General features: G+C 33.7%; 32 protein-coding genes. 14 read left to right on the plus strand and 18 right to left on the minus strand.

The window, feature by feature from the left end; translation table 11 throughout:
* Window positions 1–91: 91 nt before the first annotated feature.
* Entirely contained in the window at window positions 92–1,021 is a 930-nt protein-coding gene (locus ABX784_RS07315; protein WP_372654294.1) for a TAXI family TRAP transporter solute-binding subunit, read from the plus strand.
* A 6-nt stretch (window positions 1,022–1,027) separates the two neighbouring features.
* A complete protein-coding gene (locus ABX784_RS07320) occupies window positions 1,028–2,926 on the plus strand; it encodes a TRAP transporter permease (protein WP_372654297.1) in 1,899 nt (632 codons plus the stop codon).
* Window positions 2,927–3,032: 106 nt separating this feature from the next.
* Here ABX784_RS07320 and ABX784_RS07325 read toward each other — a convergent pair whose 3' ends face one another.
* From ABX784_RS07325 to ABX784_RS07340, 4 genes are read right to left on the minus strand one after another with little or no spacing between them, the layout of a single operon-like run.
* Window positions 3,033–3,371: a hypothetical protein gene (locus ABX784_RS07325; protein ID WP_372654299.1), complete on the minus strand. Its 339-nt coding sequence runs from the start codon at window positions 3,369–3,371 to the stop codon at window positions 3,033–3,035.
* Window position 3,372: 1 nt separating this feature from the next.
* Window positions 3,373–3,726 carry a DUF6488 family protein gene (locus ABX784_RS07330; protein ID WP_372654302.1) on the minus strand — a complete coding sequence of 118 codons (354 nt, stop codon included), beginning with the start codon at window positions 3,724–3,726 and terminating at the stop codon, window positions 3,373–3,375.
* A gap of 8 nt (window positions 3,727–3,734) precedes the next feature.
* On the minus strand, window positions 3,735–4,514 hold the full coding sequence (locus ABX784_RS07335; protein WP_372654303.1) for a HupE/UreJ family protein: 780 nt from the start codon (window positions 4,512–4,514) through the stop codon (window positions 3,735–3,737).
* Window positions 4,515–4,556: 42 nt separating this feature from the next.
* Window positions 4,557–4,937 (minus strand): hypothetical protein, encoded by a 381-nt coding sequence (locus ABX784_RS07340; protein WP_372654305.1) that lies wholly within the window; start codon window positions 4,935–4,937, stop codon window positions 4,557–4,559.
* A 133-nt stretch (window positions 4,938–5,070) separates the two neighbouring features.
* On the opposite strand from ABX784_RS07340, the gene ABX784_RS07345 reads away from it, so the two are divergent.
* Window positions 5,071–6,144 carry a porin gene (locus ABX784_RS07345; RefSeq protein ID WP_372654306.1) on the plus strand — a complete coding sequence of 358 codons (1,074 nt, stop codon included), beginning with the start codon at window positions 5,071–5,073 and terminating at the stop codon, window positions 6,142–6,144.
* Here ABX784_RS07345 and ABX784_RS07350 read toward each other — a convergent pair.
* A complete protein-coding gene (locus tag ABX784_RS07350; RefSeq protein ID WP_372654307.1) occupies window positions 6,141–6,644 on the minus strand; it encodes a M48 family metallopeptidase in 504 nt (167 codons plus the stop codon). The genes ABX784_RS07345 and ABX784_RS07350 overlap by 4 nt on opposite strands.
* Before the next feature lie 176 nt (window positions 6,645–6,820).
* On the opposite strand from ABX784_RS07350, the gene ABX784_RS07355 reads away from it, so the two are divergent.
* On the plus strand, window positions 6,821–7,081 hold the full coding sequence (locus ABX784_RS07355) for a hypothetical protein (RefSeq protein ID WP_372654308.1): 261 nt from the start codon (window positions 6,821–6,823) through the stop codon (window positions 7,079–7,081).
* Window positions 7,082–7,158: 77 nt separating this feature from the next.
* On the opposite strand, the gene ABX784_RS07360 is transcribed toward ABX784_RS07355, so the two are convergent.
* Together ABX784_RS07360 and ABX784_RS07365 are read right to left on the minus strand one after the other, a co-directional pair.
* Window positions 7,159–8,238, minus strand: coding sequence for a hypothetical protein (locus tag ABX784_RS07360; RefSeq protein WP_372654310.1), 1,080 nt, complete (start codon window positions 8,236–8,238; stop codon window positions 7,159–7,161).
* 146 nt (window positions 8,239–8,384) lie between these two features.
* Entirely contained in the window at window positions 8,385–9,452 is a 1,068-nt protein-coding gene (locus tag ABX784_RS07365; protein WP_372654312.1) for a DUF6607 family protein, read from the minus strand.
* Between the two features lie 192 nt (window positions 9,453–9,644).
* On the opposite strand from ABX784_RS07365, the gene ABX784_RS07370 reads away from it, so the two are divergent.
* Together ABX784_RS07370 and ABX784_RS07375 are read left to right on the plus strand one after the other, a co-directional pair.
* Window positions 9,645–10,688 carry an NADP-dependent oxidoreductase gene (locus ABX784_RS07370; protein WP_372654314.1) on the plus strand — a complete coding sequence of 348 codons (1,044 nt, stop codon included), beginning with the start codon at window positions 9,645–9,647 and terminating at the stop codon, window positions 10,686–10,688.
* Window positions 10,689–10,716: 28 nt separating this feature from the next.
* The gene (locus tag ABX784_RS07375) at window positions 10,717–11,325 is read left to right on the plus strand and encodes an HAD family hydrolase (RefSeq protein ID WP_372654315.1); all 609 of its coding nucleotides are present in this window, start codon (window positions 10,717–10,719) and stop codon (window positions 11,323–11,325) included.
* 63 nt (window positions 11,326–11,388) lie between these two features.
* On the opposite strand, the gene ABX784_RS07380 is transcribed toward ABX784_RS07375, so the two are convergent.
* Entirely contained in the window at window positions 11,389–12,156 is a 768-nt protein-coding gene (locus tag ABX784_RS07380; protein ID WP_372654317.1) for an endonuclease I family protein, read from the minus strand.
* 191 nt (window positions 12,157–12,347) lie between these two features.
* On the opposite strand from ABX784_RS07380, the gene ABX784_RS07385 reads away from it, so the two are divergent.
* Complete coding sequence (locus tag ABX784_RS07385; RefSeq protein WP_372654319.1) at window positions 12,348–12,728, plus strand: hypothetical protein; 381 nt, start codon at window positions 12,348–12,350, stop codon at window positions 12,726–12,728.
* Window positions 12,729–12,834: 106 nt separating this feature from the next.
* Window positions 12,835–13,860, plus strand: a complete 1,026-nt coding sequence (locus ABX784_RS07390; protein WP_372654320.1) for a hypothetical protein — start codon at window positions 12,835–12,837, stop codon at window positions 13,858–13,860.
* Here ABX784_RS07390 and ABX784_RS07395 read toward each other — a convergent pair.
* From ABX784_RS07395 to ABX784_RS07415, 5 genes are all read right to left on the minus strand, one after another.
* Complete coding sequence (locus tag ABX784_RS07395; RefSeq protein ID WP_372654322.1) at window positions 13,857–14,525, minus strand: hypothetical protein; 669 nt, start codon at window positions 14,523–14,525, stop codon at window positions 13,857–13,859. The two genes, ABX784_RS07390 and ABX784_RS07395, sit on opposite strands and share 4 nt — an antisense overlap.
* Before the next feature lie 485 nt (window positions 14,526–15,010).
* The gene (locus tag ABX784_RS07400; protein WP_372654324.1) at window positions 15,011–15,775 is read right to left on the minus strand and encodes a substrate-binding periplasmic protein; all 765 of its coding nucleotides are present in this window, start codon (window positions 15,773–15,775) and stop codon (window positions 15,011–15,013) included.
* Between the two features lie 119 nt (window positions 15,776–15,894).
* Window positions 15,895–16,545: an HAD family hydrolase gene (locus ABX784_RS07405; protein ID WP_372654325.1), complete on the minus strand. Its 651-nt coding sequence runs from the start codon at window positions 16,543–16,545 to the stop codon at window positions 15,895–15,897.
* A 9-nt stretch (window positions 16,546–16,554) separates the two neighbouring features.
* Complete coding sequence (locus ABX784_RS07410) at window positions 16,555–16,995, minus strand: hypothetical protein (protein ID WP_372654327.1); 441 nt, start codon at window positions 16,993–16,995, stop codon at window positions 16,555–16,557.
* 106 nt (window positions 16,996–17,101) lie between these two features.
* Complete coding sequence (locus ABX784_RS07415) at window positions 17,102–17,353, minus strand: hypothetical protein (RefSeq protein WP_372654329.1); 252 nt, start codon at window positions 17,351–17,353, stop codon at window positions 17,102–17,104.
* 249 nt (window positions 17,354–17,602) lie between these two features.
* Here ABX784_RS07415 and ABX784_RS07420 point away from each other — a divergent pair, with 249 nt between their 5' ends.
* Together ABX784_RS07420 and ABX784_RS07425 are read left to right on the plus strand one after the other, a co-directional pair.
* Window positions 17,603–18,118, plus strand: coding sequence for an HPP family protein (locus ABX784_RS07420; protein ID WP_372654330.1), 516 nt, complete (start codon window positions 17,603–17,605; stop codon window positions 18,116–18,118).
* A gap of 166 nt (window positions 18,119–18,284) precedes the next feature.
* Window positions 18,285–19,016 carry a substrate-binding periplasmic protein gene (locus ABX784_RS07425; protein WP_372654332.1) on the plus strand — a complete coding sequence of 244 codons (732 nt, stop codon included), beginning with the start codon at window positions 18,285–18,287 and terminating at the stop codon, window positions 19,014–19,016.
* An 81-nt stretch (window positions 19,017–19,097) separates the two neighbouring features.
* Here the strand turns inward: ABX784_RS07425 and ABX784_RS07430 are convergent, their stop codons facing one another.
* Window positions 19,098–19,541: a hypothetical protein gene (locus ABX784_RS07430; protein WP_372654334.1), complete on the minus strand. Its 444-nt coding sequence runs from the start codon at window positions 19,539–19,541 to the stop codon at window positions 19,098–19,100.
* Complete coding sequence (locus tag ABX784_RS07435) at window positions 19,522–20,325, minus strand: hypothetical protein (RefSeq protein WP_372654335.1); 804 nt, start codon at window positions 20,323–20,325, stop codon at window positions 19,522–19,524. Before ABX784_RS07435 ends, ABX784_RS07430 begins: the two co-directional genes overlap by 20 nt.
* 246 nt (window positions 20,326–20,571) lie before the next feature.
* Here ABX784_RS07435 and ABX784_RS07440 point away from each other — a divergent pair, with 246 nt between their 5' ends.
* Window positions 20,572–21,066 carry a hypothetical protein gene (locus tag ABX784_RS07440; RefSeq protein WP_372654338.1) on the plus strand — a complete coding sequence of 165 codons (495 nt, stop codon included), beginning with the start codon at window positions 20,572–20,574 and terminating at the stop codon, window positions 21,064–21,066.
* Window positions 21,067–21,320: 254 nt separating this feature from the next.
* Entirely contained in the window at window positions 21,321–22,250 is a 930-nt protein-coding gene (locus tag ABX784_RS07445) for a GNAT family N-acetyltransferase (protein ID WP_372654340.1), read from the plus strand.
* A 185-nt stretch (window positions 22,251–22,435) separates the two neighbouring features.
* On the opposite strand, the gene ABX784_RS07450 is transcribed toward ABX784_RS07445, so the two are convergent.
* Window positions 22,436–22,894, minus strand: a complete 459-nt coding sequence (locus ABX784_RS07450) for a hypothetical protein (RefSeq protein WP_372654342.1) — start codon at window positions 22,892–22,894, stop codon at window positions 22,436–22,438.
* A 369-nt stretch (window positions 22,895–23,263) separates the two neighbouring features.
* On the minus strand, window positions 23,264–23,632 hold the full coding sequence (locus ABX784_RS07455; protein WP_372654343.1) for a hypothetical protein: 369 nt from the start codon (window positions 23,630–23,632) through the stop codon (window positions 23,264–23,266).
* Window positions 23,633–23,863: 231 nt separating this feature from the next.
* On the opposite strand from ABX784_RS07455, the gene ABX784_RS07460 reads away from it, so the two are divergent.
* Window positions 23,864–24,103: a hypothetical protein gene (locus ABX784_RS07460; RefSeq protein WP_372654345.1), complete on the plus strand. Its 240-nt coding sequence runs from the start codon at window positions 23,864–23,866 to the stop codon at window positions 24,101–24,103.
* Window positions 24,104–24,483: 380 nt separating this feature from the next.
* Here ABX784_RS07460 and ABX784_RS07465 read toward each other — a convergent pair whose 3' ends face one another.
* On the minus strand, window positions 24,484–25,857 hold the full coding sequence (locus ABX784_RS07465) for a hypothetical protein (RefSeq protein WP_372654347.1): 1,374 nt from the start codon (window positions 25,855–25,857) through the stop codon (window positions 24,484–24,486).
* A gap of 768 nt (window positions 25,858–26,625) precedes the next feature.
* On the opposite strand from ABX784_RS07465, the gene ABX784_RS07470 reads away from it, so the two are divergent.
* The coding region (locus tag ABX784_RS07470; protein ID WP_372654349.1) for a DNA-formamidopyrimidine glycosylase family protein at window positions 26,626–26,849 on the plus strand (224 nt) is incomplete at its 3' end.

Below are 26,849 nucleotides of genomic sequence, written 5' to 3' on the forward strand. Positions count from 1 at the left end.
GACCAAAGTTAGACATCAAAAAATTGACTAATTTGATAAGGTTCCCTAATGTCTAGTATTAGAAATAATTCTCCATAACTAGGAAAGTCGCATGAAAAAATTAAGTATATTCTTAATGTGTACACTACTGTCTCAACTAACATTAGCTAATACAAATTATACAATTGGTACTGGTAGTCAGAGTGGTACATACTATCCACTAGGTGGAATGTTGGCAAAAGTGTGGGGAGAGAAAATCCCTAACTTTAATATGAGAGCTGAAGTAACTGCAGCTTCTGTTGAAAATACAATAAAAGTCTCAACGAACAAGCAACTTGCAGGTATTGCAATGGGTAACGTTGTTCTTCAAGCGAATGCAGGTAAGAAGCCATTTCCTAGAAAGATGCCTATATCAGTTCTTTTTGCCCTATACCCAAATGTTGTTCAATTTATTGTTCCGGCCGATTCTAAAATCACAAAGCTTTCAGACTTAAAAGGTAAAAAGGTCTCACTTGGAGCACCTGGATCAGGGACAAGAGTAAGTGCAGTTAATATACTGAACACACTTGGTATTAAAGAAAGTGATATAAAAGCACAATCTCTAAATTATACAGCAACAACTAGAGCACTATCTAATAATCAAATTGATGCTGGTGTTATTGTTGGAAGTCTTTCAACAGGTGCAATTACAGAAGTTGCTCTAACTCACAATATTCGTATCTTAAGTTTCTCAAAAGAAGAGATAGCAAAAGTAATAGCAGATAACCCTTCTTATGAAGGATTAGATGTTCCAGCAGAGAATTACAATAAAGTTCCAGCATTTACTGCTCCTGCAGTTTGGAATGTACTTGTTGTAAATAAGACTCTAGATGAGAAGTTAGCTTATGAAATGACTAAAGTAGCTTTTGAAAATATGAAACAAATTCGTAATGCTATAAATGATACAAAATTTACAACACTTGAAAATATGACAAAGCTAAAAGGTGCAGAACTACACCCAGGAGCTCTTAAGTATAGAAATGAAAAACTAAAAACAAAGTAGAACTAAATGACTAAAGATAAATCTCTAAATTTTATTACACATAATTTTCTGCTATCAGTTTTTACGGTAGCAGCTATTTGCCTTTCTATATTCCAAGTTTGGTATGGTATTACGGCAGGGCTTTCGGCCCCAGTGTTTAGACCGATACATGTATCCTGGGTACTTGTATTAGTTTTCTTAGTAAAGCCAATGTTTAATAAAGATACTCACCCTAAGCTTTACCTTCCAGGTAGGTTTGTTGATTTATTCTTTTGCGCAATTACAATTTACTCAAGCATAAAAATTACAAGTTTCAACTATGATGACATTTCATTTCTAATAGATGGACTTTCTAAAAATGACTTAATTGCAGGCGCAATTTTAATGGTCCTACTATTGGAAGCAACAAGAAGAACTGTTGGTTTTATAATGGTTGCCATTTCTGCAATCTTTCTAGCTTATGCTCTATACGGTGATGCTCTCCCCGCTTCGTTTGCAAGTAAGGGCTTTAGTTTAGAAGAAGTTATAAGGTTTCATATATATTCTACAAATGGAGTATTTGGAGCCCCTCTAGCAATTGCTGCTGGTGTGGTTTTTATGTTTATCCTATTTGGTGCATTCTTAAATGTAAGTGGAGCTGGTAAGTTTTTTATCGATGCTTCTTTTGCAGCAGCAGGAAAGTATAAAGGTGGACCGGCCAAGGCAAGTGTTCTTGCGTCTGCGGCGTTAGGTTCAATATCAGGTTCAGCGATTGCAAATACTGTAACGACTGGAGCTTTTACAATTCCTATGATGAAAAAGCTTGGATATAAGCCTGAGCAAGCAGCGGGAATTGAAGCAGCAGCTTCAACCGGTGGACAGATCATGCCTCCAGTAATGGGAGCAGGAGCTTTCGTAATGGCGCAATTCACAGGGATTCCATATAGTAATATTCTTCTTGTATCAATCGCTCCAGCAATTCTCTATTTTGCTTGTACGCTACTCTATGTACACTTAATGGCCACAAAACTTGGCTTAAGTGGAATGGATACGACAGAGAAAATCACTGTAGTATTAAAAAGAGGCTGGCACTTTCTAATACCTCTTTTACTACTAACTTCTCTCCTATTATTAAACTACTCTCCAGTCTTAGTTGGTATTGCTGGTTGCGCAGCGATAGTTTGTGCTGCACTGATAAGAAAAGAAACAAGATTTGGATTAAAAGTATTTTTTGAAGCTCTAAAAGAAGGAGCTAATATGACTCTTTCAATCTCTTGTGCGTGTGCAACAGCAGGGATAGTTGTTGGAGTTGTAGGACAAACAGGGATTGGACTTCAGTTTACACAATTTCTACTTGCACTTTCTGGAGGATATCTCTGGTCGGTTCTCGCACTAATTATGGTAGCAGCAATTATCTTAGGGATGGGTTTACCTGTTACTGCAGCATATATTGTTCTTTCAATTATGGCAGTTCCAGCACTAACTGATTTAGGACTATCTATTCTGACTGCGCACATGATCGTCTTTTGGTTATCTCAGACCTCTAACGTAACTCCACCTATTGCACTTGCGGCATTTGCCGGAGCTGGTGTGGCCAATGCCTCCCCTATGAAATCGGCCGTGCAAGCTTTCAAACTAGCTCAAGGATTCTTCTTAATTCCATTAATGATGGCGTTTTCAAATCTGGTTCTTGTTGAAGGTGAAGGGATGGTTGAATTTATTTTTGCAATTATTTCAACAATAGCAATTATCATAGCATTTGCTGGATCTATTGAAGGAATAATCATAAATAAACTAAAAGTTCCAGAAAGAGTTATTCTTGCTATTTGCGGAGTATCAGTGGTCTTTACTACAGAGTCTCTAAGAGCTGTAGGTGTTGTTCTAATCATTTCAACAGTTATGTTCAATTATATTAAAGGTAAAAAAATTAATGTAGCAAAAGCCTAATATTAATGGTCAGTACTTTACTGACCATAAGGCCTCATTTAAATAATTTTTAAATTAAGTATCAAAAAATAGACCATCCCTAGTTAAGGATGGTCTTTAGAAATTACTATACGGCCTTAACTATATAGGAATGTAGAAAATATCCTACACCTAAAAGAAAAATACCTATTGAGTAGCAGCTCCAAAAATTTAGACTAAACTTTTGCGCAAATAAAAATGGTACAAAAAATAGTAACGAAACTGGAATTGCGACAAAAACACTCTTAGCATACTCAACGGACTGCTCACTATCACCCCATTGAAGGTGAGAAAATGCAAGGGCCAAGAGAGTTGTTAGAGGTAGAGCTGTAATAAAACCAGCAAGACCAGTCTTCTTTCCAGACAGCCATGAAACGAAACTAATTAGTACTGCTGCTACAACTGTTTTTCCTATTGCTAGCCACATATTATTTCCCTGTAAAATTAGCGGCTACAAATTCACCACTAAGATTTAAAAAGATAAATAGTTTTTTTCCCTTCTCACCTTCTTCATTTGAAAAAGTAAGTAACCATTCTGTCTTATTATTAAATTTCTTTTTTACTGAAGAGTCTAACTTAGAGCCTTTCCAACTCGTATGGATTTTTTTAGCTTTAATTAATCTTTCAATATTTTGTTTTGCAATTACTAGTGCTTTATCTTTTGTTATTTCTTTTTTCTCATGTGAGTGAGAATGCCCATTAGAATGAGAGTGTCCATGCCCCTCTCCTCCAAATGTATATGTTGAGATCGCGATTGCTATAATAAAAGTTATTAATTTCATAAATTCTCCTAAATATTGTCATGTTTATTTATATTATTTTGCTTAACTTTCTCAAGATCTAAGTGATGATGAATATGACTATCTTCTGAAAAGCCAAACTCATCTGGGCTTGATTGATGTAAATACCCGTGCATCTGCATTAAAAAAAGTAATCCACCAGCAATGACTAATCCATCATTAGAAACTTTAGAAATCATACTAAATACTTTAAGTCTTCTGACTTGATTTAGAATAAAGAGCATAATGACTAAAGCAAATACTTGTCCAAGCTCTACTCCAACATTGAAAGAAATTATACGCATTAACATACTAGATCCTTTCTCACCTAAGGGCAGTTGTTGCAAGCGAGTTGAGAGTCCAAAGCCGTGAATCAAACCAAATATGAAAACCATCAATAAAAGATTTGGTGACTTCTTAAGACCTAAGTATCTTTTTAAAGAACCATTATTATCCAGACCCTTATAACATACGCTCAATGCGATTACGGCATCAATAATCCAGTAATTAGCAGATACGCCTAAGAATGTTGCAAGAATAAGTGTAATACTGTGACCGATAGTGAAGGCACTAATAAATTTAACGATGTCTGTAAAACTTGTTAAAAAGAAGATTACCCCAAGTAAAAAAAGTAGATGGTCATAACCAGTAATCATGTGTTCTGCTCCAAGCCATACATATTGAAGATAACCACCTTCAATCATAGCTTGCTTTGAGCTTTCACTAATACCGTGAGCAAATGAATTTGCCGTAAGTAGAAATGAAGATATGCCTATTGTTATATTTAACATATTTTCTCCTATATTTATTTTTAACTTAATCAAATTTTAAAGTTAAACAATAGGAGGTCTAAAAATTTCGAGAGAGTGCTCTGATGAAATATGAGCAGTATTAAGAAATACCTGTTTTCTACGATATGAATAGTTAAGACAAATATCAGGGCCAGATTTATTTTGAAACTTTAAGATTTCAACATTAGAGACTTTGAAATGTTCATGTGTATGTTCATGCTCTTCTCCGTCTTCAGTATGTTTATGTGTATGTTTGTGCGGGACAATGCTATCGTCAATATTATCATGATGGGAATTATTAACTGACGCGAACTGTTCAAAATGACCATCTACATCAACTTCACTTATATTAATACTACTCACACTTAATGCTAGAGCACTCTGTAGTATAAAAATAAATAAAAGCTTTGAATAAGAAGTCATAATATAACGATATAAGACTTTACCTAATAGATAAAGAACCAAAAGACCCAATATTTTCTAAAAGTAATAGTCTTTTTGTTCAATAAACAATAAACTTTTACTAAATACATTAAATTTTAAAAATGGATAGATTATGAAAAGGATATCAGTTTCTTTCTTATTACTACTTCTGAGTGTGAATGGTTATGCTCTCAACAGTGATAATCTTGGCATCTACGGAAAGATTGCACTCGTCTCTGCTTTAGATTTTGATGAAGGATCACAAGCACTCGGAGATAACTCTTCCAGAATTGGTATCACGTATGATCAAGCTGAAGTTATGGAAGGTTGGTCGGCTTCATTGAGGGGCGAATGGTCAATCAATACCAATAGAAACAACAGTGGTTTTGGATCTTCAAATTTTGAAGGAAAGCAATATGATGTAGTTTCAAATAGTGGACCTTTTGGAAATCGCTTAGGCTATCTTTCTTTCTATAATAGTAATTTTACTATTTCAGCTGGAAAAATGTGGTCTGTCTTCTACGACATTGCAGAGTATACTGACTTATTTTTTACTGATGGAGCTAGAGCTTCATCTGCTTATACGGCAACTGGTGAAGTTGATGGTACATATAGAGCTTCAGAAGTTATTCAACTAAGGTACAAGTATAAGAACCTAAGGTTTGCCCTTCAGACAAAACTTACTGGTAAGGAAATGATAAGCTATGACTTCGATAATGACGGTACACCTGAGTCATCTCTTGTCTATAAGCAGGCCCAAGCAGCGTCAATTCAATATGTTAAAAATAAATATACAATCGGAATCTCTGCTTTAAATCTTATATTTGATAATAATGGACATAGTGAGTCTCAACTCAGTATTTCATATGGATTTAAGTATAACTTCAAGAATTTTTTTATAAACGGTGTCTACACTAGAGCAAAAGACTTAGAGCTTACAAATGATAATCGATTTGTACACTCAGATGGAATTGAAGCGATACTAGGATATAGACTAAAAGAAAACTCTAGACTTATGCTAGGAGTAAATCATCAGACAAGATCAGAGTCTGGTGATTATAAACTTCTCTACTACTACGCTTCTTACTCAATAGATATAAAGAGCCTAAATTTAGCCGCAGAGTATATTCATGGTGACAGTAGAAACAATGATGGAAGTGATAATAAAGAACATAAGCTTAAGTTAGGGGCATCACTCTCTTTCTAATAGAGGGTCTCCCCAAGGTCTAATAATAGCAAGTAGAGTCTTAGATCAAACTCTACTTGATGATAATCTTCTTGCATGTAGGTACATAATTTATAAAACGCCTTATTGTGATCTTTTTCTTTAAAGTGAGCAAGCTCATGAACAACAAGCATTTCTAACATCTCCATTGGAGCATTCTTAAGAGTACTAGAGACTCTAATTTCATGCTTACTCTTTAACTTTCCACCGTGATTTCGACTAACAAAAGTATGGTTACCGAGAGCACTTTGCACAATATCCTTTTGCTTTTCATAAATCACCTTACTTAGTTGAGGTGCCTTTTTTAGATACTGTTGCTTAAGACCATTTGTATATTGAAAGAGGAGTTTGTCAGATGAGATATTGTGAGGTTCGGGATACTTTGCATATAAGTACGTTTTTAACTTACCAGACTGTACCAATCCTTCAATTTGATTTAAAACCTCTTCAGGATAGCCCTTGAAGTACTTTAGTATATTCATACCTAAATCCAATACTTTACTTAATCAAATAGATAAGTCTATATTCAATGATGACTCTATTATTAGCAACTATTCCCCTCCATGTCAGTAAAGTTAAAGTACTTACAGACCTTTCCTTATTCTAATGTTAGATTAGCTTTTTAATTTTAATAAAAAAGATCATAAGGTAATAAAAGATGACAATACAGCAGCCAGAGAAACCAGAGAATTCATTTCGCATAACTCTTGAATTAGAAGAGTCAGGACAAAAACTAGACGCAGTACTATTTGAAGCGCTGAAAGCTCAAGATGAAAACATAGAGCTTAAAGAAATTTCTAAAGGTCAGTTCAAAAAGCTTTTCACTGAAAAGAAAGTCCTTATTAAGAATCAAAATGCAAAACCAAAATCTTCAATAAATAGTGGAACTACTTTTGTAGATATCCTTTTATCTAAATAGAAAGAAGTTAACGTGGGTCAAAATTATGACCCACTTCTCCTATCAATGAAAAAGAATCTTAAATCTATAAAATCAGATCAAAATATATAAGAGTAACTCAGACTAAAAGATTTCGAAGATGTTACAGTCTTATATTTTGTATTATCACTAGATATTAAATTCTGAGTCTGTTCAGATTCTGTTGTACCAATTGATACAGATCCACTAAAAGAATGTCCCTTAGAGTCACTTCCATAAGAGAAGTTAAATGTATTATCTAGTCTTGCTTCATTTGTCCCCTGATAAGCTAGGACATTGAAAAGTATATTCCTGTATAAGAAGAAACCATCCATCATGTATCGTCCAGTGTATCCAAGCTTTAACTTTCCAAGCTTTGCTTCAGCCGTAAACTCTATCATTGATGGCGTCAATTCGCCCGAATCACCAGCATTCATTGCTTTAACGTTACGAACATAACCAACTTCAGCTCTAAAGACTTTATTTGCGTGTCCTACACCTAGGCCAACTCTATCACCAGAGATCTCACCATTTCCACTGCCGCTTGCGTAAACAACATTGGTCTTTGTTTCATAGTCTGCTTTCTGATAGAAAAAACCATAATCTAAACCTAGATTAAAAGCAGTTCCAATAGTAAAACCTGTTACAGACGTCTCTGAAGTTGTATTAATACTTACAGTACTTCCTCCAAGAGTTCCATTTACACTTTGAATATCCTCTGCATCTACTTTAAGTAAGGAGATACCTAACCCCTTAAATAAACCTAGCCCAATACTCATGTTGGTAAGTGATGAATCAGTTGTATATTCAATAGTATTACCTGGCTCGATAACCTTATCATTCTTACCTCCAGACCCAGTTTCAGCAAAAATTTCGGTAGTAAGTCCACCGCCCTTTCCCCCATAGAAAGCACTATAGTTTATAATATCAATTGAAGATTCAAAACTAGAGCCTGCTCCTAGAGGCCCTGCAGATAAATCTGACTGCTCTATAGTTATTTGATCTTTTTTTACAAGAGCAGAGAAAGTTGCAGCAGTTCTTCCTGAGATGACACCAGGGTTGGTTGACTGCATTTCTTTAAATATAGAAGCACTAGTTATGCTTGCGTAACTAGAAGGCAGGACTAAGAAAAATAAGAAGACTACTGTCATTTTGATCATAAGATATTTTCCTTCAACTCAATAATAGTTAGATGAAGTATACAATCTTTTATTTTTATTTAAGATATGGAAATAAGTTCTTGTAACTTAAGAAAAATTGAGGATATAAGGGCCAGAAGAATCTGGCCCCATAGATACTTTAATTATTACTTTATATACTTAGAAATGGTCTTCATTATAAGAACTTGTCTTTCTTTTGAAGACATCGCTAATACTTTGTCATCTTCAGCCTGCTTGAAGTGCACAGAAAATAACTTCACGCCATCTACAGAACCTCTAAGTTCTAGAGACTCTCTCTTCACTAGTTCTTTCCAAACAGCTCTTACATCACTCCAGTATCCTTGAGTTTTATCCCAATACTTTAGCCCAGCAGACCAATCAAAGTTCTTAATTCTCTTATAAGTATTTTGACCTACTTCTCTACTTAAAAGTTTTCCATTAAACTTTCCATTTTTTAAGTCACCTTCATGCTTAAAGGCCTTTTGTTCGTGGTACCAGTTTGTTGGAGTAATAATTAGAGTTTCTTTTCCCATTAGAAGTTTATAATCGCTACGAACAGAAAACTCTCTTCTTGGAAGAGGACGAGACATCATATCACTATTAAAGAATGAAGCTGACTCTAAATGACTCCATTCTCCTACTCCACTATAGCGAGGAGAATCATCTACCTGGAAAACATTCCAAACCCACTTACCAGTGTTTTGAACTTCAGATGTATTCCACTTATTTGAACCTTGATAAATGAATCTATCACTTCCTTGCCATTCCCAATCTTGTCTCCAGTGCTTTACAACAACTGGTCCATGAACCTGACCATCCATCTTGAAGTACATAACAATAATATGTTGAAGAGAAATAAAGTCTTCACGGTTCTCAATAACCTTTACGATCTCTGTTGCTTTAGAAAAGTAAGGAGTATCTTTCTGTTTAGGTGTATCCATAAGAAAAGCTTCTAGGAACTCAAAGCTAACTTCATATTCACCTTGCATTGCTAGAATTGCTCTTCTATCTCTTTCGTGTTTTGTTATGCCTTGCTCACGTACATCATTCCATGTTTGAGGTATAGCAGAATCAAACTCAACAGCTGGCCCAACAGAGTTTCCACCTCTTGATCCAGAAACTAGTCCTCGTAAAAATGTATCATTTGAGTTTGTTGCACACGCAGTTGTACTCATAAAAATTGATATAAAAACAATTGAAATTATAGATCTCATGTCTCTCCCCTAAGATATTTAAATAAATTTAGCCAATAGGTTCACCCGCCGAACTTATGTTTGTCAATCAAAACAGGCCATCCTCAAAAGAATGTTAGATATTCAGTTTTATCCTATAAAAAACCAACGATTTACAGTAACAATATAATATGAACTCTTTTAAAAACTAATGACTTACATAAAGGAAGAAAAATGACGCAATCAAAGATAGTGAATAGAAAAATTACTTTAGCGCAGAGACCCAAAGGTGCTCCTCTCGATACAGACTTCAAGCTCATAGAGTCAGAAGTCCCTACTCCAGAGAAAGGACAAGTTCTTCTAAGAACAGTCTTTCTATCTCTTGATCCATATATGAGAGGAAGAATGAATGATGCAGAGTCATACGCTGCTCCATTAAAGATAGGAGAAGTGATGACAGGAGGAAGTGTATGTAGAGTTGAAAAGTCTCTCAATCAAAACTTCCAAGAGGGAGATTTAGTTATGGCCTTTGGAGGCTGGCAAGATTACTCCATTTCTGATGGAGTAGGTCTTTTAAAGCTTAGTAATGATATGGCCAATCCATCTTACGCTCTAGGTATAATGGGTATGCCAGGTTTCACTGCGTTTATGGGACTACTTGATATTGGAAAACCTAAAAAGGGAGAAACAGTTGTAGTTGCAGGAGCAACGGGAGCAGTTGGAAGTGTTGTCGCGCAGATAGCAAAAATTAAAGGTTGCAAGGTCGTTGGTATCGCTGGAACAGAAGAGAAATGTAATTATGCTAAAGAAGTACTTGGCGTTGATAGCTGTGTTAATCACAAGAGTGAAACATTTGAAAAAGACTTAGAACAGGTATGTTCAGATGGAATTGATATCTACTATGAAAATGTTGGAGGGAAAGTATTTGATGCTGTGATGCCACTTCTAAATACAAGTGCAAGAATCCCTCTCTGTGGACTTATTTCACAGTACAATGCAACCTCACTACCTGATGGACCAGATCGCATCTCACAACTTATGGGAACTATTCTTACTAAGAGAATCAAGGTTCAAGGCTTTATTGTCTTTGATGACTACGGTCATCGTTATGAAGAGTTTGCAACTCAAATGGGAACTTGGCTATCAGAGGGAAAATTAAACTATAAAGAAGACCTTGTTGAAGGACTAGAAAATACAGTTGAAGCTTTCCAAGGACTGCTAGTAGGAAAAAACTTTGGAAAACTTGTAGTACAAGTTGGTCCCTTAGTTTTAGAATGAGCAAATAAGTAATTAGAAAGGATAAAATTTGAAAAAGCTAAACAAAGACCTAAGTAACTATGAAGCTCTAATTTTTGATTTAGATGGTACTCTCCTCGACTCTATGCCTCTGCATAATAAGGCGTGGATGGATACATTTTCTATAAATGGTGTAGAGATAACTGAAGATTTCCTAATGGAAACAGCGGGAATGGCAAGTCAGAGAATTGTTTCGATCGTAAATGAAAGATTTGATAAAGAGTTAGACCTAAAAACTGTCGCGACACAAAAGAGAGAGATGTATCTAAAGAATTTAGACAAAGTTGGAATCGTTGAATCTGTTCTAGCTATCATAAAAGAATATCATGGAAAGATTCCCCTTGGTGTTATTACTGGGGGAAGCCATGAAGTGGTAGATCAGCTCTTACCTATTCTTAAACTTGATCACTACTTTGATTCTATAATTTGTGCTGATGACACTGAACTTGGAAAAGATAGTACTGAACCATATGAATTAATGGGGACACAATTAAATGTATTACCTTCAAAGTGTATCTTTTTTGATGATGGAGATGTTGGATTAAAAGGTGCTCAACTTGCAGGAATGGATACGATTCATGTGGATATAAACCATCCAGAAATATTTATAAATTTATAATTAAATAATTTATCTTCGGCTCCTAGCTCAAGGAGCCGATTGTTTCAGCTTTGAAAATTTTCTCTAAAAATTCTTAATTCTATCGACAAGTTCAGGATAATCAACAAATGGATTACGGTTTCCTTGGATGTTCATAATACGATCATTTCTCTCTATATCAAGTTCGTCTACAGGGTCATCAATATGCCACTTCTTTAAAAAGTATTCTTGAGTGTCATTAATTTTTTTATTATATCTAACAGCAAAGTAAAAGAGAGCTCTCGCGATATTTCCTCTATACTGTTTAGGTGGTTCATAGTGCTCATTAGTACTGCTAGCTACATTTTGTGGGGTATCTACAAGTAGGCCTAGACCAGCATTTTCACAACGACCACTGGTATTAAAGTAAGAGTCTACTTCTCCAAAATAGTAATTTGCTCTTACATGATTTGCTTTAGAGTTTGTTATAAACAGATGATGAAGATCTCCCTTTTGAAGAAATTTACCAAACTCTCTACTAAATTTACTCTGTGGCCATGAGTGTTCAATATTTGTCTTACTTCCTCGCACCATACTGTCAGGCCCAGCATTATTAAAAATCTTCTTTTCACAGTAGATATCTTCAATAAAGTAACGACCTTTTCTGTCTTGCTCTAAGTAGACATTTGTATAGAGGTGCCACTTAGCATCTTTATAATCATTTTCAACTTGCGCCTTAGATGAAATAACCTGTAACTCTTGTTTCAAGGAGTAGTTTTGATAGTCACCAAGAATGATTTTTAAGTCATCACTTGAATAGTAATTGTTGGCATAAGTAGTAGAACAAAAAAGTAATATCAGTATAGTTTTCATGGCACATAAGTACCAAAATATCTGTTAATTGAAAGTAAGAAAGTTGTATTTACAAGCTTTCTAACCATACCATCTACATAATTACAACCGTTTACACTAGACAAAAACAAGTCTCAGAAATTATAAAGGACTTTTCAGTAGAATTGGGTATATGATGATATTTCAATAGAAAGAGTTAAAGGAATACATACATGTCCAAGATATTGAAGCCACTTAATATTATAGCAATTATATTTCTAAGTTTCCTGATGCTCTTTGGAGCATATAATCATATTGCAAATCCTAACTTCTACAATGGCTTTATACCTGACTTCTTGCCTAAGATCGCAGTAAATTACCTCTCCGCACTTGTTGAGCTTATAATTGGAGTACTTATTCTCATACCAAATAAAAGAAACCTTGGAGCCTTATCATTCGTGGCACTGATGGTAGCATTTTTTCCAATTCATATATGGGATCTATTGAAAGATATTCCAGCAATTGGGAGTAAGCAAGCGGCAGTAATTAGGCTTGTAGTCCAGTGTATCTTTATAGCTATTGGTTACTTCGTATTTAAGAAATCAAAAAAGTAAGATTGTTCAACTCAATACGTTAGCTTCATCATTTCCAATAAAAATAATTGGGAATGATAAAATTTTATCTATTTACCGAACAACAGTAACCAATTACAATTATTTCATGACAAAAAAATTAATTATACTTACTACAGTTTATTTATTATCTGCAGCTGTACATGCTGCTTCATTTTACTCCTTTAATTATAGTATAAAAGAGCAAGATACCTTCAAAAAAATTCTCACACGTTTCTCTAAGCCAGGTACAGTCATCTCCTCTAAATCAAAAGGAGTACAACGTACACTAAAGATGAATCCAAAGGTAAAGAATTGGAATAAGCTAGAAGCTGGCAATAAGATAAAGATCTACTTTGAGAAGACAGTTTTTAATATGAAAGAGTATAAGGCCTATAAGAAAACTCTTAAGGCCAACAAAACTGAGAAAGTGAAAGAAAAAGTTAATGTAGCCAAAAAAGCAGATAAAAAAACTCAAAGTAAAATTAAAGGATCTGTTCACTATATGACATCATTGGGAGTCTTAAGCCAGACTTCTGTTCAAAATAATTTAAGTTCTGAATATTCTCAATACTCACCATATTCTTTAGGTCTAAGTGGGTCTTATAGACCTTCTAAGAAGAGTTATTTCTTTTCGAGTGATCTCTACATTTCTGCAATAAATAACGGTGCAAGTAATACTGGAGGAGACATAGAGGGAGTAAGCGATTACGGAATCGCTACATATATGCACAAGGATGTTAAGAAATATAGTTTTACATATTTTGGAGGATTGGAATACGAATCGTTTCATTCATTTAGCACAAATCACTACGCAGCAAGCAATGAAGTAGTTTTTGATAAGACATTAGCACTTTATGCAACTCTTGGAGTCTCTAAGGATTTTAAGATAAGTAACGTACCATTATTTACAAAGCTAACGTTTTCAAAAAGCATTGCCACATCAACAACTCCAACGATGGCATCCTCAGGGACATTAGAGTCATACAGTGGCTTTAAAACAAATCTGTATCTAAGCTATAATATAAATGAAAAATGGTATATCCATACAATGTTAAACCTACTTAAGATGAGTGGCTCAGACGAACTAAGTATTAGTAAGTATGGTGTAGGATTTGGGTATAACTTCTATTAAATCTCAATAAACCTATCACCAGCTGGAAGAATAAAATCTACATCCAATGAATCTCTAATCCCCTCAACTGTTAATGTTGAAAGATCTTCTGTTTTGAAAACAAAGTCTAAGACTCTAGAGTTTGAGGTATCATCTAAATCATTTAATGAAATCTTTCTTATCTGTCCTTTAAATTTACTAATATAAGTAGCGTGTGCACCAACAACTGTCCAAGGAACACTTAGTGTATTAGCAGTAGCAACTGTGGACTCCAAAGTATTATTAAAGTAACACTTAACCTCTGTTGCACTAACTGAAAACTTAACAGTCGCAAACTCACCATCCACAAGTCGACTTACATTAGAAGTAATATATGAGCCTTCATATTTCAAAAGAGGTAAACCTCCAGAGTCAATATAGATTGAAGAAGTAGAACTATTAGTTGCAATTGGATAAGAGTTAGCACCTACTGAAGAGTCCCAGACTAATTCCAACTGTATTTCCCAATTTGCACCTGTAGGTACCCAAGGACTGTCTAGAGTCCCATAAGACGTCGTTCCATCAAAGTTTAAAGTATAAGAATCAGATAGATCTACTTTTCTATTAAATATTGCTTCCCCCTTGCAACCTGTAAGTAGCAAAAGAATACAAATAGTAGAAAGATAGCGACTTAGCTGCAAGTTCATAGAATCTCCAATCATAATACTAACATCGGATATTTTTTTATTTACCTTTATCTATATTCGTATTTAAAACAGGGACTTAAAAAATATAACAATGAGAATAGTTATTAATAATGCCCATAAAGGTTGGGGAAATGAATAATCTAATTGGCGAAACCAAGACTAGGAGTTTAGAGAAAAAGTAAGAACACAAGAAGTTGGCAATAATATAAATAAGGATGTCTTGTATCTACTCGAATATAGGAAAAACTTTAAGTTGAGCTATAGTAAAGTCTAACAGAAGGGATTATACCTTTTTCAATTCTCACGTTTACTGTACGTGGAAGGGGTTATGCTAAATGTTTTCTAATTTAACTATCACTTCAACTAGGTCATTTGCAGAGGAACTTATTTCATCGAGCAGTCCGCCTGGTAATAGATAATAAATTCAAATAAATTTCTAATTTTTAGCACGGCCCTTAAATGGGCCTTTTTTTTTGCAAAATAATTTAATTAAAATCTCCAAGTAATGAGTCCTCTATGATCTTATCTTTTACACCATTATTTGAAATAATCTTCATTCCATAATCAAAGGCAGCTCTATACTTTAAGGAATTAGCGCTTATTCTCGGAAATAACACATGGGCTGTTTCGTTAAATACGGTTTGATCATCATAGGTAATTTTCTCTCTCTCAACTTCATTAAACTGCTCTCTTAATAAATATAATCCAACATATTTATCACATGGAAATATATCTATTTTCCCGGAGGACAACTTCTTTAAGTTTTGTATATCTGACTTAACAGGAGAAAGTGAAATATTTCTCTCCTTGACCTTCGATAATTCCAAAAAGTCATGATCGTAAAAATATCCTAGAGTTAAACCAATTGAAAGATTTCTAAGATCAGTAATTTTATTCCACTTAGGTTTCTTAGTAGACTTTTTTCGAAAAAATATAAAGTTATCTCTACTCACTTCTGACTTACTACAGTAGAAATCTTTTTTTCGTCTTTCAGTACAAACATAAAAAGCTGTCGCATCATAGTGACCATCTGACGAGTCTCTATATCCCCTTTGCCAAGGTAGAAAGTGATATCTAACTTCATAGCCAGTTGCCTTAAATGCAGCCGTTACAAGCTCTAGAACAAGGCCCCCATTTTTTAAATCTTGACCTGTATATGGTGGAAAACTACCTGTCGCAATATTAATAATCTCTTTAGAATGAGAAACCTGGGGCAGTATTAATAGACATAGGAGTAAGATCACTTTCATCGTCTAATTATACCTTAGTAAAAGCATAGAAAGATCAAGAAAAGCTAAAGATAACTCATCACGATCAAAGGCTTAAAGTAAGTTTTATTGCGAAAGAAGTAGGCAAACCTTTGTAACTACTACTCAAAAGAAGAAAGTAGTATCTTCAACTCATCAGTTGAAGAACAGAACCAGTCAGGGTTAAGTTCTTTTAATCTATTTTCTAGGGATGGAATAAAGTGACCAGCTCCAGTGAAACCAATAACTTTCATATTTGCATTCTTTGCCGCAAGAACTCCAGAGACACTATCCTCTACAACAATACAATCTTTTGGATGGTGGCCACAAGTAGATGCAGCATGAAGGAAAAGGTCAGCTGCAGGCTTAGGATTAACAACTTGCTCAGCGCTAAAAACAAACTCTCCAAAATAAGAGTCTATTTGTGTTTTTGCGAGAGCTCCTTTTACATAGTTTAAAGGACTATTTGAGGCCACACACATATCAGTTTTTAATGATGATAATAACTCAGGGATTCCTTCTATAACTTGAAGGTCCTTTTTAATTGCTTCGTGAAATAAAGCACGTCCCTCTTCGTCAGCATGGGCGGGCATTTTAGCAAAGTTATTAACCACTACTTCAGCTGTTCGACCAGTACCTATAAATGTTTCTTTGAATTCATCTTCTGTATAAAAAACACCATGAGTCGCCCAATACTTTGTGAAGAATTGTGTCGCTATAACTTCACTATCAACTAATGTTCCATCACAATCAAATATTATTAACTTACTCATGCTTTACCTTTAACTTAAAAATTTAAAAAGTTTTTTAAAAAATGAAGGAGAACTTTCAACCTTTGGTTCTTGTTCTACATTTTTGATCTGTTTATCTTTTTTAACTTTTTTCTTACGTTGTTTTTTTTCTTTCTTGGGACTTAAAAGTGCTTTAGAACTTATTTCTAGAATTGGTGCTAACTTACTTTTCTTTTTATTAAATGTTTCAGGTAGGACAAACCAGTTATACATAACCTTATCACTCAGTACCCACTGTTCTGCCTGATACTTCTTCTTTAATATAGCTTTAAGCTCAAAGTCATCGGCCTTTACAATAATTCTATTATCGGAGGAGATAACAATATAAGGTTTATTTCTAAGATAGAAAGCATCTAACCCATAGATTGTTCTATAAGAAATATCAGGTAGCTTTGAAGATTGTTTTTTTACAAATTGATATAGGTCACTCATGAAGAGAGTATATAGAATTATCGCGAGATGGTCTATTAATCATCGATCGGAGTGTTATACGGCCTAGTACAATATAGATAGAGTACTAGGCAAAATATATTTTGTTCTAGAACTTAAACCAATCGTCTTTACAACTTACAAGCTTGTCATACTTAAGAACACAACTAGTCGGACGCTCTTCACCATAGGCACCAACGTAGAACTCTACTACAGTGTAGACACTAGCTTTAGTAACAGTATCAATTTCGACGTAACCAGAAAAAGTCAGGCTATCCTCTAAAGTTTCAATTAGTTTTGCATTTGAAGCAAGCGCCTGAGTCGATGCTAACATTAAGAATGATAATAGAATTAATTTCATTATAGTCTCACTATTTAAAAGTTAGACACTATTTACTTCTTTCTAATAATAATGGCCAACAACCTTATAAAGGATTGTAATATTTTTAAATTATTATGAAATGGTTAACTTCAGTAGAGCTAGAGAGTGCGAGAGAAAAAGACGCACCACACAACACACCGACTCACTCAAATAAACTCTTATGGTTTTAAAATTATAAGGAGTTTATAATAAAGCTAGTAGAGATTAAGTTTAATTCTTGGAGGACAAATGCCATTTTTAATTATTGTTGGAGGCCGAATTACAAAGCACAACTTTGACTACCTATCCACACCTACTGGAAGAAGATTAGATGATACAATTGTCCCAGGGAAAGCTCCCTCTCCAAAAAAAGAACTGCCTAAAGATTCAAATACATTTGCAATAGAAATTATGAGTAAATCAATTCAATACTTAGAGCAAAATTCAAATATTGATGAAGCTATAAAAATTTTTAAAGATAAAAAAATTCATCACCTCCCTGTAACAAGAAAGGGAGTATTGAATGGTCTTATAAGTGATAGAGATATTCTTTGGTTAGAAAAGTTTGACCTTACAAGAGATTCTAAGCTTTCTCAGTTCATGAGTAAGACAGTATTATGCTGTGAAGAAGATACTCCTATAGCTCACTTGGCCCAAGTAATGGTCAATGAACATATCTCCGCACTCCCTGTAGTTGATAAAGAAGCTCATCTCGTGGGGATAGTAACTCATCATGATATTTTAAGATGGATTTACGACTTTTAGTATAAACTACTGAGATATCAAACAAAATATTCTATATTTTAATTTTTGTTATTCCAAAGGTTATATAATCGATAACGAGTAGAGTTCGACAATACAAGATGAGACTTAAGATATCTTGATGTTCATATAAACAGTATTTTAATTAGTGTAAGATAGTTAAATGATTTTGCGTTTTATTTTAGCCTCTACATTTTTAATAAGCTTTCAAAGACCTTTGTACGCAAGGTCCCCTATAGATTTTATCACAGAGAATTGGCCTCCATATAACTACGAGGAAGATAATAAGATCAAAGGATACTCAGCTGAAGTAATAAGACTTGTTATGAAAGAGCTTAAAACAGAAGCAAAGATAAAAATATACCCCAGTAACAGGGCCAAACAGGTACTAGATAATTCAAAGAGATCAATGTTTTTTTCTTTTATTAAAACGCCTCAAAGAGAGAATAAATATAAGTGGATTGGTCCTATAGGAAAACAACATATTCCCTTCTATAAAAGAAAAGGTAGTACACTTAAAATTGAATCAATAGAAGATGCCAAAAAAGTTCACTCTATCTGCTGTAGAAATAGTGGTCTCGTCTATACTGCTTTAAAAAATTTAGGTTTTAATAATTTAGATACGAGTAAAAATGCAATAAATATCTATTCTAAAGCTCTAATGGGTAGATGTGACTTAGCAATTAGTGATACACCTATAGGGTATTCATATTGGATGGATAAACTCAAACAGCCTCATGACAACTTAGAAAAGACACCAGTGAATGTATCAGATTCAGATATCTATATCGTTGCAACTAAAGATATACCAGATAGTGAAATTAAAGTATGGCAAGAGGCGCTAGATAAAGTTCTATTATCTGAGACTTTCTTTAAAATTAAAGAGAAGTATGAACAATAAAAGTATTTAGATAAGGTTCTTTAGGACTTAAGACATGTAATGAATTAGATATTCTCATTACATGCCATATAATTTAAAAATCTACTTTAGTTGAACTTCATAATATTTAGCATTTTCTGCCTTATTCATCTGTTCTGTAACCTCTTCGATAGAAAAATTCTCTCTAGCTAGCTCTTTATATTTAGAATTGAATATTGTAAAAAAGCTTCTCTTTTCCAACTTATCAACTACATGACTAGGAAGATCATTCTTATCGTACTCAAGAGTAAAAGTAGAATACTTTCCATACAATAGTCTTTGGGCCTCTTTCTCTCCAACAAATGGATCGAACTCTGTACGTTTCTTTTTATATGATATTTCTAACTTCACTCTTTCTTTATCTCTACTTAGAGATAAGTCCCCTATTTTCACACCAAAATCTAGCTTATGTAGCTTTACAAGCTTAGGGCCACCACCGTACTCTCCACCTGCGTTTACATTGAAGCATAGGATGAATATAAATAGATTAGTTATAATGAACTTCATGATTACCCTTTTTGAAAGTATCCGTACTTACATAAGTGAATACCTTCTTTCCTTTTTTAATATCTTTATACTTCTTAGCAATTTCTACTTTCTTTAAAAATACTTCATGATCTAAGCGAAGCCATTCTTGATATGCGTCTTCTGGTAAAGATTCAACATAGAAAGCTAAGAAGTTCTCACCTTTAATTTCACAATTTTCAGGCTTAGAGTATTTTTTAGATAAGTTAAGACCTACATTTTTGATAATACCTGCATCGAGCTCTAATCTTACGCTACCTAGCTCAATTTGCTCATTATCAATATATCTAATAGCATTTAAGGAGTGCATTTTATCTAAGACGTGAAGGCCATGCTCTCCAAACTTGAATTGGATTAAATCTTTAGTAACACTACCAGCGTCGATTAAAAAATAAATCTCACAAAATACTGGATCGTGTAAAACTTCTCTTTTTATTTCTAAAGAGTAGTCTAATCCAGATGATAAAATATTTCCTTTATCCTGGATAACACTTTCACGGATAACTTGTGGCAATAGCGCTAAGAGCTTTTGAGGATTTTCCTCTCCTAATAAAACTCTATAAACTTTCATCAAAGTGATGTGACCTGGTAGGTTCTCACAACGAGATAATCTCTGAATAGTTTTAAGGTTTAGTTCTGATCTTCTAGCGAGGGTCTTTTGCCCCAAGGAATGGTCTTTAAAACGAGAAAAAAAGTGATTCATATCACTTTGCAGTTGAGACTTAATGGCCTCACTTGAATCGGTTTTTCTGGTTTGTTGAAGCATAGGCTGACTGTATCTCACTTCGGTAAAAGCTCGTCAATATGACAACAAATATTACACTCAAAAATGGAGCTATTCAGACAAATCCTATCTAAAATGTCGGTATTACAACATAATTACGAGCACTTACTTAATCACAATGGACATATGTCGGACTTTCTTCTCCAATTTTAACCACTAAATTTATTTTCCAAAATCTTTTTGTCATATTGCTAATCATTAGAAAAACAACACACAAAGGATGAAGAAATGAAAAAATTAGTACTAGCAATGTCTCTACTTTTCGCAACAGCTGCACAGGCCGAAACAATCAACTATGATGTATTTAAGTCTACAAAGTCAGTAGAGTCTACATCATCAATCTCACCAAAAGTTTATGATTTTAAACTTGTAGACGTAGTAACATCAAAAACAGTTATTACTAAGAGATGTAGCACTACAGGTCCAGTTAGAGATAGAGTTCCAGGACTTTGTAATGAAGTTACAGTTACAAAAGCAAAAGTAGCTCAAGTATCTTTAGGATATAGACCATACGGAACAACTGATCGTAGAGGTGAAGTTAATAATGGTAAGTATGTATACTTTGTTAAATTTAACATCTCTACTGATGATTTAACTTACGATGCACTAAATACTTTAAAGCTTAGCAACAAATCAGCTCGTCGTGCACTTGCTAAAGAAATGCTTAGTGTTGAAGTAAACAGATATGGAAGAACTCACAACATCACAGTTCTACAAAAGTAATTTTTATAAAGCAGTGGTCATCAAGGCCACTGTTTCTCTTTTAAAATATATATCCGTTTATTCTCCCCTACTATCTCTATTTAAATTGACTTAATATATTTGAACTTATATCTATATCAAAAAATATCAACTATGGAGGCTCGTATGAAAAATTCAAATACTTATACATTAAGAGCAATCATGGGTCTTTCAATCTAAATAGGTTCCCTACTTGCTCTTTTATTAATTTAAAAATAATAAAAAGGGTAATTTTAATGAAATTAAATGAAATCGAATTGCAGTCATTTATAATGACTGAGTTGAATACTTATGACCTAAGTGGTCTAAGTATAGAAAAAGAAGTCTCTCTAAAAGAAATAAGAGATGAACTTATTGAAGAATTAGAAGACTTAAACTCTGATGATACAAAGAAAGTTAGATTAGAACATTTTAAAGTGAAAGGTGCTACAAAAGACGATTACTCAGAAAAGGTAATCCACATTGATAGTCACAAGAGAGTAATTTATGGAATTAGAAATTTGGGCGGCAATCCAAAGATTCCATATATTCAATTAAGACCAAACTTTAAAATATCATCAAAAGAAGAAAGTTTAGCTATCTATGAGCTTATTAAAAGAGAATTTGAAGTATTTAACCCACTATACTTGAGCTTTCATAGTTCTAAAAGAATAGATGCTGACTTTTATGGATCGCTCCATATGGTTGCAAAGAGTGAAAGTATTATAGATAAAGAGAAATGGCCTCTAGAGAGTTCATTAGAGTTTGAGAGTATTACTGATGATTCGTACTATGATTGGTATAAGAAAGGATATGAGGAATTTAACTCTGATATTCCAGAACTAAAGAGTAAGGTAACAGTAAATAGTCTTAGCTCAATGGAAGACTCACTAGAACAAGGTCTACTTAAATACGTTCTTCTAAATGGTGAACGTATTGGATTAATAGCTGGAGAAGAAAGTAATCTTTTAGGCCATAGTGGTATTTACTTTCATGAAATGTTTATTTCTAAAGAATGGAAAGGTAGAGGTATTGCAAAGGCAATACAGAGAAAGTTCATTCATGATTTCTGTACTCATTTGCAATATGTATGGGGAACGATAGATTCCAATAATCTTCCTTCCTATAAGACAGCATACTCAAATGGACGAAGAGCTATTAGATATGAGTGCTTCATTAATCTATAGTAAACAATGGGAAATATTTAGAAATAAAGAAGAGCTTAAGAAAGTATAGAGTTGTAAATACGTTCTACTGGATATGAAATTCGTATCGAAAGCGAAACTTCATAAATGGTAGTAGACGAACGTACAGATTTTATATGAGTTGAAAATAAGAAAAGCTGGTCAAGAACGACCAGTATTTAAATTTATTACTTAATTTTTTTAAGATTTTCACATGAATTGCTATCTCTGTCTTTTCCATCAATGTAAGAAAAGCTTGTAGGGACACTATCGTTATCGATTTGAATATAAGCTGCCTCTAAATGTGAACTACATCCCGTTAAAGCACTAGATAAAACACAGGTCCACGCATCTACACTCGGTGAATAACTAACAGTAATTATATAAGTATCCATTTGATCATTAACATTTGAATCATAAGCATTTATAGAGACTCTATTTTTCTGTCGATTACTAAAAACAGTCTTAGCTGTAGATATATCAAATTTTGTCACGGTATCACTTTCTTTAGTTATTTCTAAAAAGCATTGCTTACTTACGAGACCTCTTTTTTGACTACCTTTATACTTACCAACGATTGTATTAACATCGGCCAATATGTTTGAAGAAAGAGTTGAAAGTAGTAATACAAATAAAATTTTTCTCATAAGAAGTTCCTTAAAAAAAGTGATGATTAATAAATATAATATATTCATATTATGCCAGAGATAATCCTCACAATGTCTTCAAGTGAAAGCATTACAAATGCTGTTTAGAAAATGAACAATATTAAATTTCAAGTAGATAGAAGAGAGAATATCTTCCAGAATAACCTGACCTATATCGAAATTAACAGCAACTAGTTAAATCGATAATTTATAGAGATAACCGACTTCTCACGTTTCCGTTTGGTTCACTCAACTTCCTTCAAGTTCCCGTTAATTCACAATTTTACTGATTACACTGACTACGACTGATTACAAAAAAAGGCTCACTAAGAGTGAGCCTATATTGAAAAGATAATTTAAAATTATTTACTAGAAAGGAGCGTTCCCTTTGTAACAGACAGCACTCATCTTTCCTTCTTTAGCACCATTGATTACTAACCCAAATGACTTCCTTTCTTCCATAGAAAGCAACATTCCCTTATCAAGAATTACTTCATTATAATCTTCAGGTTGCGAAATTCTAACTCTAACAAAATTACCTTTTTGAGAAACTATTGAAAGAGAAACTTGTTCTTCTTGATTAGTTTCATAAACATAAATATTTTCATCGTCTAAGTTAGCTAAAGCCTTTTTTATTGGTGTTCCTGATGCCAATCCTTTAAAAAGCCCACACTCTAAAGTGCTAGCAAACGACGACATTGAAGTTAATAAAATAATTCCTGCTAAAAGTTTTTTCATATTATTTCTCCTAAAGTTTAATAAATCATTTGTGAGGGTTATACATCAAGCACTGCCCCGCTTTAATCTCAATCTCAATAATCGTATAATAATTTCATACTTCAAAATCTATGCAATCAACTGCACAACTAATTTTTGCCGTATTCTTAGTTACTTATAAAACTTTCTCTTTGTGCTTTTAATCCAACATAAAATTGTGACCAGTAATTTAACCCCTGAGAGGAGGAAAAAATGAACTATCCATACTGTACTCGATGTCATTCAAAGAACAATCTTGGTCAGAAAGTATGTGGGTCATGCAAAGTGACTTTGGCCGTTGCCACACAAGTAAATACTGCAATCTATTTTTGTAATAGAAACAAAAGACAAAATGCGAGATACCTTGGATTTAAAAATAGAACGAGCTTTTATACACTCAGCCAGTCAATCCCTGAAATCTATAATGCTTGGGATGAAATAAATGGAAAATAGCAGGATGAGGCGAAAAAGTTACTCGGAACTAAGGTTATGTGCCGGAACTACCCGATGTGACGGACGGCTATTTTCTAAATCCAAAGAAATCTTTTACTTAGCTGTGTTTAAAGGCTTTCTCGTCGTTTTCTCATTTCATTCTAATTCACTAATTTTAATAGTTTTTCATAAAAAAGGTTGGCATAGTTGGTATTTGATAACAGATTGAATGTCCAATACTCAATAGACTAAATTTTAAGTCTGAGCTCTTTAGAACTATGAAGCTTCTTCGATTTATATTTCCATGAAGGAACAATTTCTATAGAAAAAATGTGCGATTCCAAAGTTAATTGTCATGATTAGTGAATGTTCAGACAAGCTTGACTGTATTTTGAATAAACTTAGTTTAAAAGATCTTCTAAATGCTTTTTTGCACCTTTTGTATAAGGTCCGTATATAAACTTCTTAAGTTTTGTAAGATGAGTCTTATCCTCAACCTGAGATTCTACTAATTCGAAATAATCATCTACGCCGTACTCCCCTCCATTCTCCACAGCTTTTTCAAAAAGAGCTTTCCAGAATGTAAAAATATCTCCCTTCGACAAGTGCTTTTCTGTTGCAAGAGCTATTGTTGATCCACAGTGATAATAGTTATGATATTTGTTATGGTTCTTAGAATCATTAAGAGTCATTTTACCTGAAAGCCCCTTGAGACAACTTTCTTTGGCATCACTTAAGAGCTTTTCATATCTCGTATTTGAAATGATCCCTAAATCTTTCATTGCCCTAAATGCAAATGCATCGGCACCACCTTCGTTTAGCCAGGTTTCATAATTATCAGACCTTTTAAACATTTGTCCATTCCAAAGGTGTGCTGACTCATGAGCTAAAAATTCAAATAAGTATTCGGTATTCACTTTATTTTTTTGTTTAAATCCACTTCTCCTTAGAGTTAGTTGTATGAGGCCAGGTAAAGTCGAGCCGAGATTACCAAGCCCTTTTAGATTTAGTTGATTCCAATTTATAAAAATGACAGGTCTATATTTTAAGTTAAATCCAGTTTTTTCGGTGTAATATGTAAATAACTTAGGCAGATACTTTTCAATATCATTGGTGATCCACCTTGGTACTTTTCTGTCTACTATGACTGTAAGACCTTTACTCTGAAAAGGCTTACTACTTCCCCAGTAAATATAAGACCCCTTTTTATATTCATCTTTCCAAAAAGTATGTTTATCCTTTATAACTTTTCCTAAAGCGACTACATTGTCCCCATCACTTGATTCAAAATAAAATTTCAATTCAGGCTTATATACAGGTTTCTCCCTTAATCCTTTCGTTCTATTTACTGGATGCAGTATTGGAAAAACATCATAGAAGCCAGTGAACATCAAAACATTGTTGTCCGAGTACTTAAGAAAGAAGTTATAATCTTTATTGAAGTCTTTATAGTACGACTTATGACTTACTCTCACTTCGTTAAACACTTTTCCAGACTTTGAAAAAATATATTCTATTCCATTAATAAATTTCAACTCTAAATCAGGAGAGACTAGTGTCCAAGTCTTACTTCTGAAACTTTCTGGCCTAGAAAAAGCGACAGAGTAAACTGCTCGAGGAAAACTATACTCAACTATCCAACTATCTCTATCTTTTAAGTGTTTAATTTTAACTTTAGTGTGCTCAAGGACTTGAACATTACTTTTAAATAATGAACATGAGGTCAGAAGTAATAGAACTATTAATCTTACAGAGTATATCAATTTTAATTTCATAGGATAAATTCTATCAAGGGATTGAGTATGTGTCATGTGATGTAACCTATATTACGACTGATTCTTAAGTGTTGAATAGATTTTTGTATGAAATAGCTATCAAAAGTTGACTTCATTTCTTATTAGAGTTCTTTCACATTGCTATCCCTTAGTTGACTAGAGTTACTCTATTTATGGAGACACAATCAATCTAAGAAGCCTACTTCCTGGCGACATGGATCTTAGTAGAACTTAGGAACTGCCTGAGTTACCCGATTATTAACAAAAACATAATCTAAGTTCTTCAAATCGTTCGGATCAAAGACTAATACAGGGATTCGCGTTTTCGTTCTATTATATTTAAGTACATTCTAATCTATAAAATTACACTCAGTTGGTACTCGAGAGTACTCGAGGGAGTTTTCACTCTCCAAAAGACCAATTATTACAAAGAGTTAAGGAAGATATGCCTGAGTTACCCGAAGACGAAGCTATTTCCTGCAACTTAGCACACTCCTTTTTTCAATCATTTCGTATTGAAATGTCTGCAAGTGCCATTTATACGCTAAAACTTAAAGTGTTTGACGAATTTTTATCAAGAAGTCCTCATGTATAGAAAATAATCAAATAGTAGAAGATAATCTTAAATTATAGAGAGGAGAATTAAGAGAAAAATTGAATACTCTCCCCTTATAAGATAAAGTTCAATTTAAGATTATTCTAACAAAGAGGCCAAGCATTCCAGAACTCCCGGAAGTTGAAACTATTAAGAATCAGATTAATGAGATCATGCCGATTAAGGTGATTGAGTGTGTGCAGTCTGATGTTATTTCTGGAATTGCTCATACGCCTATTCATCTTACTGGAAGAAAGATTATTGCCGTTCATAGAAAAGGTAAACTCCTCTACTTTGAACTTGATAAGAATGAATTTCTTCTAAGTCATCTTGGTATGACCGGAGGATGGAGAATTGGAAAAGAGAAACCATCTGATCCAAATGGAATTAAACACAA

This window comes from Halobacteriovorax sp., assembly GCF_041587335.1.
In the GTDB taxonomy this organism is placed as follows: domain Bacteria; phylum Bdellovibrionota; class Bacteriovoracia; order Bacteriovoracales; family Bacteriovoracaceae; genus Halobacteriovorax.

What these genes read in the sequence shown, in the direction of transcription:
- ABX784_RS07315 (WP_372654294.1), top strand. Translation starts at nt 92, where the DNA reads ATGAAAAAATTAAGTATATTCTTAATGTGTACACTACTGTCTCAACTA.
- ABX784_RS07320 (WP_372654297.1), top strand. Translation starts at nt 1,028, where the DNA reads ATGACTAAAGATAAATCTCTAAATTTTATTACACATAATTTTCTGCTA.
- ABX784_RS07325 (WP_372654299.1), bottom strand. Translation starts at nt 3,371, where the DNA reads ATGTGGCTAGCAATAGGAAAAACAGTTGTAGCAGCAGTACTAATTAGT.
- ABX784_RS07330 (WP_372654302.1), bottom strand. Translation starts at nt 3,726, where the DNA reads ATGAAATTAATAACTTTTATTATAGCAATCGCGATCTCAACATATACA.
- ABX784_RS07335 (WP_372654303.1), bottom strand. Translation starts at nt 4,514, where the DNA reads ATGTTAAATATAACAATAGGCATATCTTCATTTCTACTTACGGCAAAT.
- ABX784_RS07340 (WP_372654305.1), bottom strand. Translation starts at nt 4,937, where the DNA reads ATGACTTCTTATTCAAAGCTTTTATTTATTTTTATACTACAGAGTGCT.
- ABX784_RS07345 (WP_372654306.1), top strand. Translation starts at nt 5,071, where the DNA reads ATGAAAAGGATATCAGTTTCTTTCTTATTACTACTTCTGAGTGTGAAT.
- ABX784_RS07350 (WP_372654307.1), bottom strand. Translation starts at nt 6,644, where the DNA reads ATGAATATACTAAAGTACTTCAAGGGCTATCCTGAAGAGGTTTTAAAT.
- ABX784_RS07355 (WP_372654308.1), top strand. Translation starts at nt 6,821, where the DNA reads ATGACAATACAGCAGCCAGAGAAACCAGAGAATTCATTTCGCATAACT.
- ABX784_RS07360 (WP_372654310.1), bottom strand. Translation starts at nt 8,238, where the DNA reads ATGATCAAAATGACAGTAGTCTTCTTATTTTTCTTAGTCCTGCCTTCT.
- ABX784_RS07365 (WP_372654312.1), bottom strand. Translation starts at nt 9,452, where the DNA reads ATGAGATCTATAATTTCAATTGTTTTTATATCAATTTTTATGAGTACA.
- ABX784_RS07370 (WP_372654314.1), top strand. Translation starts at nt 9,645, where the DNA reads ATGACGCAATCAAAGATAGTGAATAGAAAAATTACTTTAGCGCAGAGA.
- ABX784_RS07380 (WP_372654317.1), bottom strand. Translation starts at nt 12,156, where the DNA reads ATGAAAACTATACTGATATTACTTTTTTGTTCTACTACTTATGCCAAC.
- ABX784_RS07385 (WP_372654319.1), top strand. Translation starts at nt 12,348, where the DNA reads ATGTCCAAGATATTGAAGCCACTTAATATTATAGCAATTATATTTCTA.
- ABX784_RS07390 (WP_372654320.1), top strand. Translation starts at nt 12,835, where the DNA reads ATGACAAAAAAATTAATTATACTTACTACAGTTTATTTATTATCTGCA.
- ABX784_RS07395 (WP_372654322.1), bottom strand. Translation starts at nt 14,525, where the DNA reads ATGAACTTGCAGCTAAGTCGCTATCTTTCTACTATTTGTATTCTTTTG.
- ABX784_RS07400 (WP_372654324.1), bottom strand. Translation starts at nt 15,775, where the DNA reads ATGAAAGTGATCTTACTCCTATGTCTATTAATACTGCCCCAGGTTTCT.
- ABX784_RS07405 (WP_372654325.1), bottom strand. Translation starts at nt 16,545, where the DNA reads ATGAGTAAGTTAATAATATTTGATTGTGATGGAACATTAGTTGATAGT.
- ABX784_RS07410 (WP_372654327.1), bottom strand. Translation starts at nt 16,995, where the DNA reads ATGAGTGACCTATATCAATTTGTAAAAAAACAATCTTCAAAGCTACCT.
- ABX784_RS07415 (WP_372654329.1), bottom strand. Translation starts at nt 17,353, where the DNA reads ATGAAATTAATTCTATTATCATTCTTAATGTTAGCATCGACTCAGGCG.
- ABX784_RS07420 (WP_372654330.1), top strand. Translation starts at nt 17,603, where the DNA reads ATGCCATTTTTAATTATTGTTGGAGGCCGAATTACAAAGCACAACTTT.
- ABX784_RS07430 (WP_372654334.1), bottom strand. Translation starts at nt 19,541, where the DNA reads ATGAAGTTCATTATAACTAATCTATTTATATTCATCCTATGCTTCAAT.
- ABX784_RS07435 (WP_372654335.1), bottom strand. Translation starts at nt 20,325, where the DNA reads ATGCTTCAACAAACCAGAAAAACCGATTCAAGTGAGGCCATTAAGTCT.
- ABX784_RS07440 (WP_372654338.1), top strand. Translation starts at nt 20,572, where the DNA reads ATGAAAAAATTAGTACTAGCAATGTCTCTACTTTTCGCAACAGCTGCA.
- ABX784_RS07445 (WP_372654340.1), top strand. Translation starts at nt 21,321, where the DNA reads ATGAAATTAAATGAAATCGAATTGCAGTCATTTATAATGACTGAGTTG.
- ABX784_RS07450 (WP_372654342.1), bottom strand. Translation starts at nt 22,894, where the DNA reads ATGAGAAAAATTTTATTTGTATTACTACTTTCAACTCTTTCTTCAAAC.
- ABX784_RS07455 (WP_372654343.1), bottom strand. Translation starts at nt 23,632, where the DNA reads ATGAAAAAACTTTTAGCAGGAATTATTTTATTAACTTCAATGTCGTCG.
- ABX784_RS07460 (WP_372654345.1), top strand. Translation starts at nt 23,864, where the DNA reads ATGAACTATCCATACTGTACTCGATGTCATTCAAAGAACAATCTTGGT.
- ABX784_RS07465 (WP_372654347.1), bottom strand. Translation starts at nt 25,857, where the DNA reads ATGAAATTAAAATTGATATACTCTGTAAGATTAATAGTTCTATTACTT.